Annotated in this window: 10 protein-coding genes; 9 read left to right on the forward strand and 1 reads right to left on the reverse strand. The window is 67.6% G+C overall.

Going from position 1 to position 11,690, the window contains the following annotated elements:
* Positions 1-48 precede the first annotated feature (48 nt).
* The 7 genes from ABD346_RS14505 to ABD346_RS14535 all read left to right on the forward strand — a co-directional run bounded on the left by ABD346_RS14505 (position 49) and on the right by ABD346_RS14535 (position 10,193).
* On the forward strand, positions 49-1,263 hold the full coding sequence (locus ABD346_RS14505) for a glycoside hydrolase family 88/105 protein (RefSeq protein WP_344375039.1): 1,215 nt from the start codon (positions 49-51) through the stop codon (positions 1,261-1,263).
* A gap of 7 nt (positions 1,264-1,270) precedes the next feature.
* Complete coding sequence (locus ABD346_RS14510) at positions 1,271-2,059, forward strand: Tat pathway signal sequence domain protein (protein WP_344375040.1); 789 nt, start codon at positions 1,271-1,273, stop codon at positions 2,057-2,059.
* A 25-nt stretch (positions 2,060-2,084) separates the two neighbouring features.
* Positions 2,085-3,713, forward strand: coding sequence for a glycoside hydrolase family 28 protein (locus ABD346_RS14515; RefSeq protein ID WP_344375042.1), 1,629 nt, complete (start codon positions 2,085-2,087; stop codon positions 3,711-3,713).
* Positions 3,710-5,533, forward strand: coding sequence for a discoidin domain-containing protein (locus tag ABD346_RS14520; protein ID WP_344375043.1), 1,824 nt, complete (start codon positions 3,710-3,712; stop codon positions 5,531-5,533). Before ABD346_RS14515 ends, ABD346_RS14520 begins: the two co-directional genes overlap by 4 nt.
* 275 nt (positions 5,534-5,808) lie before the next feature.
* Positions 5,809-6,825 carry a chitinase gene (locus tag ABD346_RS14525; RefSeq protein WP_344375045.1) on the forward strand — a complete coding sequence of 339 codons (1,017 nt, stop codon included), beginning with the start codon at positions 5,809-5,811 and terminating at the stop codon, positions 6,823-6,825.
* Between the two features lie 12 nt (positions 6,826-6,837).
* Positions 6,838-8,103: a family 8 glycosyl hydrolase gene (locus ABD346_RS14530; RefSeq protein ID WP_344375046.1), complete on the forward strand. Its 1,266-nt coding sequence runs from the start codon at positions 6,838-6,840 to the stop codon at positions 8,101-8,103.
* Positions 8,104-8,114: 11 nt separating this feature from the next.
* The gene (locus ABD346_RS14535; RefSeq protein ID WP_344375047.1) at positions 8,115-10,193 is read left to right on the forward strand and encodes a PQQ-dependent sugar dehydrogenase; all 2,079 of its coding nucleotides are present in this window, start codon (positions 8,115-8,117) and stop codon (positions 10,191-10,193) included.
* Positions 10,194-10,307: 114 nt separating this feature from the next.
* Here ABD346_RS14535 and ABD346_RS14540 read toward each other — a convergent pair whose 3' ends face one another.
* Complete coding sequence (locus ABD346_RS14540; RefSeq protein ID WP_344375049.1) at positions 10,308-10,706, reverse strand: VOC family protein; 399 nt, start codon at positions 10,704-10,706, stop codon at positions 10,308-10,310.
* A 331-nt stretch (positions 10,707-11,037) separates the two neighbouring features.
* On the opposite strand from ABD346_RS14540, the gene ABD346_RS14545 reads away from it, so the two are divergent.
* Both ABD346_RS14545 and ABD346_RS14550 read left to right on the forward strand, forming a co-directional pair.
* Complete coding sequence (locus ABD346_RS14545; protein WP_344375050.1) at positions 11,038-11,349, forward strand: hypothetical protein; 312 nt, start codon at positions 11,038-11,040, stop codon at positions 11,347-11,349.
* 161 nt (positions 11,350-11,510) lie between these two features.
* Positions 11,511-11,657, forward strand: a complete 147-nt coding sequence (locus ABD346_RS14550) for a hypothetical protein (RefSeq protein ID WP_344375051.1) — start codon at positions 11,511-11,513, stop codon at positions 11,655-11,657.
* The last annotated feature ends 33 nt before the right edge of the window (positions 11,658-11,690 follow it).

Genomic DNA, 11,690 nt, shown 5'->3' on the forward strand with positions numbered 1-11,690 from the left:
CCCCCCGTACCGGCGCCCGCACCTCCCCCTGAGGAAATTGAGGTGACCATGACCAGATCTCCGGTCCGTCCGCTGCACAGCACCCGAAACCGCCGCCCCCGCAAGCGCCCAGTCACCCTGCTCGCCGCACTCCTCACCGTCGCCGGTCTCACCCTCGGGGCCACCGCTCCCGCGACCGCATCGCAGCCCCGGGACGCCAAGGCCACCGACTGGTCGGCCGCCATGACCCAATCGACGCTGGCCCGCTTCACCCCGACATCCATCGGCGGCTGGTCGTACCCGGTCGGCCTGTATCTCTACGGCCAGTACGAGGTGTACCAGCGCACCCACGACGCCACGTTGCTGTCCTTCATCAAGAGCTACGTCGACCGGTTCGTCGACAGCTTGGGCAGCATCAATCAGAGCTTCAACAGCCTCGACAGCATGCAGGCCGGACGGCTCCTGGTCGTCCTGCACCACGAGACCGGGCAGGACCGCTACCGGATCGCCGCACAGAAGATCCGCAACCGGCTGAACACCTATCCGCGCACGTCCGACGGCGGATTCTGGCACGCCGACTCCAGCAGCCGGGCCCATCAACTCTGGGCGGACGGTGTCTACATGGTCAACCCGTTCCTCGTCGAGTACGGCAAGGAGTTCAACGACTCCGCTCACACCAACGACGAGGCCGCCAGACAACTGGCCGTCTATGGCAGCCACTTGCAGGTGGCCAACGGACTGCTCAAGCACGCGTACGACGAGTCACGCACCCAGAGCTGGGCCGACCCCACCACCGGGCTGGCCCCCGAACACTGGTGCCGGGCCATCGGCTGGTACTCGATGGCTGTCGTCAACGTCCTGGACGCCATCCCCGCCGGCCACCCGCGCCGAGCCCAACTCCTCACCTACCTGCGGAACTTGGCAAGCGGTCTTGAGCACTACCAGGACCCGAAGACCGGTCGCTGGTTCCAGGTCGTCGACAAGGGGGCCAAGTCCGACAACTGGACCGAGACCTCGTGCTCCAGCATGTTCACCTACGCCCTCGACCGATCCGTCCAGCAGGGCTACATCGACCCGCACTTCGAGGCCGTAGCCCAACGCGGCTACCAAGGTGTGCTCGCCAAGATCTCGCTGGGCTCGGACGGCCGGACCAACCTCACCGACATCTCCATCGGCACCAACGTCGGCGACTACTCCTACTACGTCGGGCGCACCCGGGCCACCAACGACTTCCACGGCCTGGGCGCCTTCCTGATCATGAACGAACAGCTCAGGCCGAGGTGACTCACCGATGACTCCCACCCGCAGGACCCTGCTCACGGCCGCGCTGGGCGGCGCCGCGGCGTCCGGATTGCCCGGCGCGGGCGCACATGCCGCGCCCCCGCAGCAGAAATGGCAGCAGAAGTGGGCGCCGTCGGCGGCCGCCGACGGGCTCAAGGCCTTCGAGACGATCGAGGACGACCGGGCGAACTCACACCCGGCCGGCCACCCCCACATCCTCCCCGAGGGCAACAACTTCCGCTTCACCATGCACACCGTCGACCGGGACACCATGAACGACCGGCAGCGCCAGGAGGTCACCGGGCTCCGCAACGGCGGCTCGTACCTGAAGTGGCTGCCCGGCCAGACCTGGCGACTCACGTACTCCATGTTCATCCCGAGCTCTCTGAAGGCCACCACCACCTTCACCCACATCATGCAGATGAAGCAGCCCGGCAACGGCACCTCGCCGATCGTCGTGCAGTCGCTGCGCCGGGTGAACGGGATGCAGACCATCGAGCTCCAACTCCCCGTCAGCGGGACCCTCATAGGCCGCACCGCCCTCGACCCACTCCACGACAAGTGGACCGACGTCGACTTCCAGATCAAGGTCGGTGACAAGACCGCGGGCTCGGTGCGCTGGATCCTCAAGAGCGGCGGCACCACCGTCATCGACAAGTCGGCGACCGGCGTCGACACCTTCCTCGCGGACCGGGTCCGCCCGAAGTGGGGCATCTACCGATCCCTGGGCGACACCTCCGGGTCCCTGCAGAACACCTATCTCCTGCTGACCGATCTGCGCGGCTACCAGCTCATCTGACCACCCATCAGGGGGAGACACCTGCATGCGCCCCTACATGAAGAGAAGGCCCACGCTCGTGGGGCTGCTCCTTGCCGGGTTACTGGCACTGGTGCAACCCACCACCACCGCACTCGCCGCACCATCCGCAACCCGTCCCGCGTCACCGAGTCAACCACCCGCATCCACACCCGAGTTCAACGTCAAGGACTACGGCGCCAAGGGAAACGGCTCCGCCAATGACAGCCCCGCCGTCGACAGGGCCATCAGCGCGGCCAACGCCGCGGGCGGCGGAACCGTGCGGTTCCCCTCCGGCACGTACAAGTCGCAGAACACCCTCCACATGAGGTCCGATGTCACCCTGCAACTCGACTCCGGGGCCATCCTGAAGGGCTCGAACGCCGGCAAGTACGACGCACCCGAGCCCAACTCGTACGACCAGTACCAGGACTACGGGCACAGTCACTTCCACAACGCGATGATCTACGGCGACCGGCTGACCAACATCGGCTTCACCGGATCCGGCGTCATCGACGGCGGCGGCAACCTCATCACCGGCAATCCCAAGTCCGGCCAGGCCGACAAGATCCTGTCGCTGACCCGCTGCGACGGGCTCACCCTGGGCGGCGGCATCACTTTGCGCCGGGGCGGCCACTTCGCCGCTCTCATCAACGGCTGCACACACGTGACCTCGGACCACCTCACCATCGACACGGCGAGCGACCGCGACGGCTGGAACATCATCAGCACGACACATGTCACCATCACCCACGCCACCATCGCGGCCAACGACGACGCCCTCGTCTTCAAGAGCGACTACGCACTCGGAGCCAAGCTGGCGAATGGTCATGTGACCGTCCACGACAGCAAGTTGTCGGCGAAGTGCTGCAATGCCCTGATGTTCGGCTCGGAGACCTGCGGCGACTTCACCGACTACCAGTTCCAGGGCATCGCCATCAACGGCGCCGACAAGTCCGGGCTCGGCATGGTGTCGATGGACGGCGCCGACATCAGTGACGTCCACTACCGCGACATCACCATGACCGACGTGCACTCGCCGATCATGCTGAAGACCGGGACCAGAAAACGCTGCGGCAACAGTCCGGGTGTGGGCCACATCTCCGGCATCACGTACGACAACATCACGGCGACCGGCAGCAGCCCGTCGTTCTCGCCGACCCTGTGGGGTGAGTCCGGCACGCACCACATCGACGGGGTGACGTTCACCAACGTCCACCTGACCCTGCCGGGCGGCAACGCCACCATGTCCACCGCTCTGCCCGGCAACAACGCGACGGACTACAACCCGAATTCCATCGGCACCCGGCCCGCCTACGGCTGGTACCTCCACAACGCCGACCACGTCACCTTCACCGACAGTTCGGTGCGGTTCGCCGCCGACGACGGGCGGCCCGCGGTCATCGCCAACGGCGGCGGCCCGGTCACGTTCACCCGCTTCACCGTCCAGCGCGGCGCCAAGAGCCCGTACGACCTGGGCTTCCAGAACATGACGGGCGGCTACTGCGTCGCCGACAGCACGAACTCCACCGGCGGCGCCCTGCGCATCAGCGGCACCGGCTCCACCCCGTCCTGCGGCGCGCGGGAAGCCGCTGCCGGAGCACCTCGCGCCGCCATCCGCGCGGCTCACCTCGACCACCCGGAGGGACCGGCATGAGAGCGCTCTCGGCCAGGCGCGGCCGCCCGACCACAAGACTCCTGCTCGTGGTGGCCCTGATACTCGGCGCACTGGCGCTGCAGGCCCCCGCGCGCGCCGATCTGCAGAACCCGCGCCAGGACTTCCTGCGCGCCTCCACCTCCGGGCTCTTCCTGCACTGGGGCGAGCGCACGGCCCCCGCCCACACCAGCTGCTCCGCCTGGGAGTCCGACGTCACGGCCGGCGGCTGGAACCCCGACTACTGGGTGAACGAGGCGCGGAAGCTGCACGCCCAGTACCTCGTCCTCGCCACCTTCCACAGCCGCCTCGGCTACGCCCGGCCGTGGCCATCCAAGATCCCTGGCAGCTGCTCGACCCGGCGCGACTTCCTGGGCGAGCTGATCGAGGCCGCCAAGGCCAAGGGCCTCACAACCATCCTGTACATGACGGACGACCCGCAGTGGCACGCCGACGGAGGCCATGAGTGGCTCGACTCGGCCGGCTACTCGGCCTACAAGGGCAGCAAGGTCGACCTGACCACCCGGGACGGCTTCGGGCAGTTCAGTTACGACAACTTCTTCGAGGTCATGGACCGCTACCCGGACCTCGGCGGCTTCTGGATCGACAACGACAACGACTACTGGCTCAGCCACAACCTCTACCAGCAGATCTACCAGAAACGCCCCGCCTACACGATCAGCAACAACAACGAAGACACGCCGATCATGGACATGATCAGCAATGAGCAGAAGACGGGCATGACGCCGTCGTACGACTACCCGCAGGCGCTCTACACCGCGCAACCGCGCCTGACCGAGGCCGACTTCAAGCTGCCGTCCACCGGAGCCTGGTGGTACGACGGCTCGAACCCGGCCGTGGACAAGAAGCTCACCCTCGGACGGCTGATCACCAACGCCGGCTCGTCGGTGAAGGCCCTCATGGCGGAAACGGCCCAGGTGAACGGCAAGTTCCCGTCGAACCAGGCTTCGTTCAACGACTTCGCGGACGGCTACCTCGCGCCGATCTGGCTGTCCCTGCACGGCGTCGAGGGCGGCGGCTACCTGTACGGCGGCCTCAAACCGGGGTTCTGGAACGACGGCGCGCAGGGTGTCACCACCATCAGCAAGACCGACCCGAACCTCCAGTACATCCATGTCATCACCCCGCCCAGCGGCTCCACCCTCAGGCTGCGCGACAACGGCTACCAGGTGACCGGAGTGACCAACCTCCGTACGGGCGCGGCGATTGCGTACACCCAGTCCGGCGGCACGCTCAGCCTCACGGGTCTGTCCGGATGGGACCCTTACGACACGGTCCTGAAGGTGATCACGAGGGGGCGCACCGGGATCATCGACCCGGCCGGCTACACCATGAGCGCCTCGGCCTCGGCGAGCGGGCATGGTGCGGCGGCTGCCGGGGACGGTGACTACCTCACATACTGGGACAGCAACAGGACCCTCCCGGTGCGGCTCGACTTCACCCTGGGAACGGCGAAGACCGTCCGCTATCTCGGCATCAACCAGCGTGAGGACTCGGTGAGTTACGCGCGCTCCGACACCGAGCAGTCGGCGCGGATCAAGGGCTACAAGGTGTACGTCAGTGCGGACGGCAAGAACTGGGGGAGCCCGGTGAAGTCCGGCACCCTGCCGAGCGCGCGGGGGGTCGCCTTCATCGACATCCCGGCCGTCTCCACCGGACACGTCCGCCTGGAGGTGACGAGCACGTACGCGGCCTCGACGGACACCGCTCGCTACAAGCGGCTGCGGATCGACGAGGCATGGCTCGGGAGCGCTTACGCGTCACCTGGACTCGCCCGCACCCCTGGCCCGCACCGGAGCTGAGAGAGCCCGCCCTCCGGGCCTCAACTCATGTACGGGTAAAGCGATTTGGTCCCGTGCGAGTCATTGACACCAGGCGCTCCAGGCGCTGCGATGCAGTGATGGTTAGGAAGCTTTCCTAACGCGGTGGCTTGCGGGGCCCGGAGCGGCTCCGCAACCCCGTGGTCCCCAGTGGCCCCGCGCGCACCCCCCTCAAGCAATCCCCAGCACCCCAGCGCCCGAGCTCTCCAGCACCCATTTCCCCCAGGCCCCATAAGCCCCACGGAAGGAAACCCCCCGTGCACACTGTCGTACCCCCGCGCCGTCTCACCGCGGCCCTCGCCGGCGCAGGCTGTCTGCTCCTGCCCCTGATCGCCGCCGTCCCCCAGGCCAGTGCGGCCGATGCCCCACAGGCGGCCGCCGCGTCCGGCGCCATGGCGGTCGCCCCGTACGAGTACCTCGGCTGGGGCAATCCGCAGAAGCCCACCGACGTCATGGCGGCCACCGGCGTCAAGTGGTTCACGCTCGCCTTCGTCCTGTCCGACGGCGGCTGCAACCCGAAGTGGGACGGCTCGCGCGCGCTCACCGGCGGATCCGACGAGAGCGCGATCAAGTCGATCCGCGGCGCGGGCGGCGACGTGGTCGTCTCCGTCGGCGGCTGGAGCGGCAACAAGCTCGGCGAGAAGTGCTCCAGCGCCTCGGCGCTCGCGGGCGCTTACCAGAAGGTGATCAACGCGTACCACCTGAAGGCACTCGACATCGACATCGAGGACACCGAGTTCTCGAACGCCACCGTGCGGCAGCGGGTGGTGAGCGCGCTGAAGATCGTCAAGACCGACAACCCGGGCATCGTCACCTACGTGACCATGGGGACCACACCGAACGGCCCCGACGCCAACGGCAAGGACCTGATCAAGAAGGGGGCGGCCGCCGGGCTCGCCAACGACGGCTGGACGATCATGCCGTTCGACTTCGGCAGCCACAGCGGGTCGATGGGCTCGGCCACGGTGGGCGCTCTCGAAGGCCTGAAGGCCGCGGTGAAGAGCGCCTACGGTTACAGCGACGACGCCGCCTACCGCCACATCGGCGTGTCCTCCATGAACGGCAAGACCGACGAGTCCGACGAGACCGTCACCACCGGCGACTTCCAGACCATGCTCGGCTACGCCAAGCAGCACCACATAGCGCGCTTCACGTTCTGGGCGGTCAACCGCGACCGGCAGTGCTCCGGGGGCGGGAGTGCCGGCGACTCGTGCAGCGGGGTCGGCCAGTCCCCGTACGCCTTCACCAAAATCGTCTCCCAGTACGCGGGCTGAGGGCGGGCCGACATGACGCATCAGCAGCGCAGGCGAGCGCTCTCGGCCCTTGCCGCCACGGCGGGCCTCGTGGCGGGCGCCCTGGCGGCCGCACCGCACGCGACCGCCGCACCGAGCGGCCCCGCCATCCCCTTCGGAAGCCATCAGATCCCCTATGCGGAAGGGGTACTGAAGCCGTCCGGCAGCCCATCGGCGATCGATCGACAAGTAATCGACAAGTACAAGGCGTGGAAGGCCGCGTTCGTGAAGCAGAACTGCGGCAACGGCTGGTACGAGACGCTCTCGCCGGACGCCGACCACCCCTATGTGGGGGAGGGCCAGGGATACGGCATGGTGGTCACCGCGTTGATGGCGGGCGCCGACAACGATGCCAGGAAGATCTTCGACGGCATGGTCAAGTACGTCCTCGCCCACCCCTCGTCCAACAACTCCGGTCTGCTCGCCGCCGAACAGGACAAGTCCTGCAAGAGCATCGACGGCTCGGACTCGGCGACCGACGGCGACCTCGACGTCGCCTACGGGCTGCTGCTCGCCGACAGGCAGTGGGGCAGCTCGGGGACGTACGACTACAAGAGTCTGGCCGTCAAGCACATCAATGCCATCAAGAAGAGCGAGGTGAATCCCACCACGCATCTGATGCTGCTCGGCGACTGGTCGACTCCGGGTGAGTCGCACTACTGGATCTCGCGCTCCTCGGACTGGATGGCCGATCACTTCCGGGCCTTCAAGACGGCTACGGGCGACGGAACGTGGGACACCGTGCGTGCGGCGCATCAGAAGGTGATCACCTCTCAGCAGTCCAAGTACGCGGCGAATACCGGCCTGTTGGCCGACTTCGTCGTCAGCACCAACAGCACGCCCAAGCCCGCCCCGGGCAAGGTGCTCGAATCCGCCAACGACGGCGACTACGGCTGGAACGCCTGCCGCGACGCGTGGCGGATCGGCGCGGACGCGGTGACCGGTGGGGATGCCGCCTCGCTCGCTTCCGCGCGCAAGCTCAACGGCTGGATCAAGAGCAAGACCGGCGGCGACCCCGGCAAGATCGTCACCGGCTACCACCTCGACGGCTCGGCGTTCGACAGCGGCAAGGACATGGCCTTCACCGCGCCGTTCGCCGTCGCCGCGCTCACCGACCCCGGCTCCCAGGCCTGGCTCGACGCGCTCTGGAGCAAGCTGGCCGCCTCCCCGGTCGATCCGAAGCTCTACTACGGCGCCAGCGTGCAGCTCCAGTCCATGATCGTGGCATCCGGCAACTACTGGGTGCCGCAAGGTTCCTGACGGAGGATCATATGCGTCTCGCAACACCCCCACGCCCTGCGAGAGGCCGGGCCCGGAAGGTGGCCGCGGCCGCCGTGCTGCTGCTGTGCGCGGGCCTGGTGCAGGCGGCGCCGCAGCAGGCCAACGCCGCGTCCACCCGCTACGAGGCCGAGAGCGGCACCCGCTCGGCCGGCAGCACCGTCGACACCAACCACAAAAACTACTCCGGCAGCGGATTCGTCAACTCCAACAATGCCATCGGCGCCTATGTCGAGGTCACCGTCAACGCGGCCGCCGCGGGCAACGCCACCATCGCCATCCGCTACGCCAACGGCACGGGAGCCAACCGTCCCGCCGACGTGTCGGTCAACGGCACGGTCGTATCCTCCGCCCGCCCCTTCGACGCCACGACGAACTGGGACACATGGGCCGACTCCACCCTGACGGTGGCGGTCAAGGCGGGCAGCAACAAGATCCGCCTCGCCTCGACCACCGCCGACGGCCTCGCCAACATCGACTACATCGACTTCGGGGCATCGGGCGGCGACACCCAGGCCCCCACCCGGCCCGCGGCACCCACCTGTTCGGCGGTCACCGAGAGCGCCCTCACGCTGAGCTGGGGAGCCTCCACCGACAACGTGGGCGTCGCGAAGTACGACGTCTACGAGCACGGCAACAAGATCAATGAGGTGGACGGTAGCCTCACTTCCGACCATCTCACCGGGCTCACCCCCCACACCACCTACAACCTGACGGTGCTCGCCCGCGACGCGGCCGGCAATGTCTCGCAGGCCAGCCCCGCGATCGACTGCACCACCTCACCCAGCACCGACACCACCCCGCCCACCAAGCCCGGCACCCTCACCTCGTCCAACGTCACGGCCAACAGCGTGGACCTGACGTGGGGCGCCGCCACCGACGACAAGGGTGTCACCTCCTACGAGGTGCGCAGCGGTGACAACGTCTACAAGACGGTCACCGGCAACCCGCCCGGCACCAGCACCACCCTGACCGGCCTCGCCTGCGACAGCCCGTACTCGCTGACCGTCGTCGCCAAGGACGCGGGCGGCAACGCATCGCCGGCCAGCAACGCGGTGTCCTTCACCACGGCCACCTGCCGGACCGACGGCGGAGTCCCGTCCTCCATCACCACGCTCTCCAGCGACTGGACCATTCCATGGGGGACTTACTGGATGCCGGACGGCTCCAGCGCGCTGGTCACCGAGCGGGACAGCTTCAAGGTGTACAAGGTGACACCGAACGGGACCAGGACGCAGGTGGGAAGCGTCCCCAACGCCGTCACCACCGACGGTGAGGGCGGCCTGCTCGGCGTCGCCGTCGACCCCAAGTGGGCCACCAACCACTATGTGTACTTCATGCACACCGCGGCGGAAGGCAACCGCGTCGTGCGCATGACGTACAACGGGAGTGCTCTCAGCAGCTACACCGTGCTGCTCCAGGGGATCAAGAAGAACCGGTACCACAACGGCGGGCGCCTCGCCTTCGGTCCCGACGGCTATCTGTACGCCTCGACCGGCGAGGCCCAGACGCCGAGCCTCGCCCAGGACAAGAACTCCCTCAACGGCAAGATCCTGCGCATGACCACGGACGGCAGGCCGGCCCCGGGCAACCCGTTCAACAACTACGTCTACAGCTACGGGCACCGCAACCCGCAGGGCCTCGCGTTCGACCGCAACGGCCGTCTGTGGGAGGCCGAGTTCGGCGACAGCAAGAAGGACGAGCTGAACCTCATCAAGCCGGGTGCCAACTACGGGTGGCCGACGTGCGAGGGTTCGTGCAGCACGGCCGGAATGACCAACCCGAAGGCCAGCTGGCCCACCGGCCAGGCCTCGCCCAGCGGCATCGCGATCGTCCGCAACGTCGTCTACATGGCGGCTCTCAAGGGCGAGCGTCTCTGGCGCATCCCGATCACGGGTGACACGGAGAACGTGGGCACACCGACGGCGTACTACGTGGGCTCCTACGGCCGGCTGCGTACGGTCACCAAGGTGCCGGGGGAGGACGCGTTCTGGCTCTCGACCACGAATGGTGACAACAACGGGTCGGGGGAAGCGGGCTCGGACAAGATCTTCAAGGTGCTGGTCAAGTAGGCTTGGCTGTAAGGGAGTTGACTGGAATCGGCTGGCCGCTGGTGTGCAGGGGGAGTCACCCCCAGTGCACCAGCGGCGCTGTTCCGCACGCGGCGCGTGTGCTCTGCCGGTCGGTCAGCTGTTGCGGGTTCCGCCACCGCGCTGGCGCAGCGAGATGCGGTTGCCGTCGGGATCCACGGCCTCGATGCGGACGCCGAACGGGTAGTCCTCCGGCTCGGGCAGGTCGAAGACGACACCGCGGTCGCGCAGCACCTTGAAGTCGGCGCGCAGGTCGTCCGATTCGAGGATGACCGGCCCGGGCGTGGCACCCGGCTCGACGGGCTGACCCGCGGAGGCCGGGTGCGACCACAGGATGAACTCGAACCCACCCCCGGGAGCACCCACGGTGAGGAAGCGTCCGTCGGGCCCCGGAAAGTCGAGCCGCTTCTCCAGGCCCAGCTTCTCCGTGTAGAAGTCGAGGGCGCGGTCCTGGTCGGTGACGTAGATGGTCACGTACATGACGTTGGTCAGCATGGTGTCGTTCCCTTCGCTCGGCGGACCCACCGGGCGGGTCGATGCCCGTATCGGTCTCTGTGTCTCACCGCACTGACACGGCCCGTCGGACGGGTGTGACGGGGGAGGGGAGATTCCCTCACCCCGCCCCGGACAAGCCAACTCCACATACCCCGGGCCATGTTGAGCAGGCGTGCGCTCACCACACAGGACAGGGGGCGAGAGGTGTCCCGCCGTGAGCCGACACGACACATGCCAGGGCAAAGGTCCCAGATTGCCGCGATTTTTATATATATCTTCACGCTGAGCAATCAACCCAGGGCTTCGCGCCCAGGTAGGAAAGGGCCAAACCATGCGCAAGTTTCAGCGCGCTGCCGTCCTAGTAGCAGCGGTTACGGGGCTGTCCGCCCTCGGTGTCGGAGTCAGCTTCGCCGATGGCTACGACGCCCCCGCCCCCGCCCCCGGCTATGACGCCCCCGCACCGGGCTATGACGCACCTGCACCGGGCTATGACGCACCCGCGCCCGCCCCGGCCCCCGCCCCGGTCTACCCGCGGGCCGTCGCGGTCGCCACCTCGCAGGCCAACGCCGTGGCTTATGGAGGCGGCACCGCTGTGGCCAGCTCGCAGGCCAACGCGGTGGCCACGTACGGCGGCATGCAGTAGACCCAGCCGCACTACGCCCCAAGGGCGACTCTCTGTATGTATGCCGGTTGTCGGCAGTTGCTGCATGCCCCGTTGCGCGTCTGCGTCGGGGCATGCAGTGCTCATGCCCCGGCTCGGAGCAGCGTGGGCCGGTACTGGTACCGGCCTCGTGAGGAGTAACTGTGAAGCGTCGTGTCGCCGCCGTCTTGGCCGTGGTTGTCGCCGGACTGATGCTGTTCCCGCTGCCGGCCGCGGCTCAGGACGACCCAGGCCGCCATGCCGAGAGCAACGACTGGAACATCCCGCTCACCAACATCGGCATTCTGTAGCACCGAAACATCGGCTCGTCATAGCGCCGAGTG

This window comes from Streptomyces mauvecolor (assembly GCF_039532965.1).
Taxonomy (GTDB): domain Bacteria; phylum Actinomycetota; class Actinomycetes; order Streptomycetales; family Streptomycetaceae; genus Streptomyces; species Streptomyces violascens.

What these genes read in the sequence shown, in the direction of transcription:
- ABD346_RS14520 (WP_344375043.1), top strand. Translation starts at nt 3,710, where the DNA reads ATGAGAGCGCTCTCGGCCAGGCGCGGCCGCCCGACCACAAGACTCCTG.
- ABD346_RS14545 (WP_344375050.1), top strand. Translation starts at nt 11,038, where the DNA reads ATGCGCAAGTTTCAGCGCGCTGCCGTCCTAGTAGCAGCGGTTACGGGG.
- ABD346_RS14535 (WP_344375047.1), top strand. Translation starts at nt 8,115, where the DNA reads ATGCGTCTCGCAACACCCCCACGCCCTGCGAGAGGCCGGGCCCGGAAG.
- ABD346_RS14540 (WP_344375049.1), bottom strand. Translation starts at nt 10,706, where the DNA reads ATGCTGACCAACGTCATGTACGTGACCATCTACGTCACCGACCAGGAC.
- ABD346_RS14510 (WP_344375040.1), top strand. Translation starts at nt 1,271, where the DNA reads ATGACTCCCACCCGCAGGACCCTGCTCACGGCCGCGCTGGGCGGCGCC.
- ABD346_RS14505 (WP_344375039.1), top strand. Translation starts at nt 49, where the DNA reads ATGACCAGATCTCCGGTCCGTCCGCTGCACAGCACCCGAAACCGCCGC.
- ABD346_RS14530 (WP_344375046.1), top strand. Translation starts at nt 6,838, where the DNA reads ATGACGCATCAGCAGCGCAGGCGAGCGCTCTCGGCCCTTGCCGCCACG.
- ABD346_RS14515 (WP_344375042.1), top strand. Translation starts at nt 2,085, where the DNA reads ATGCGCCCCTACATGAAGAGAAGGCCCACGCTCGTGGGGCTGCTCCTT.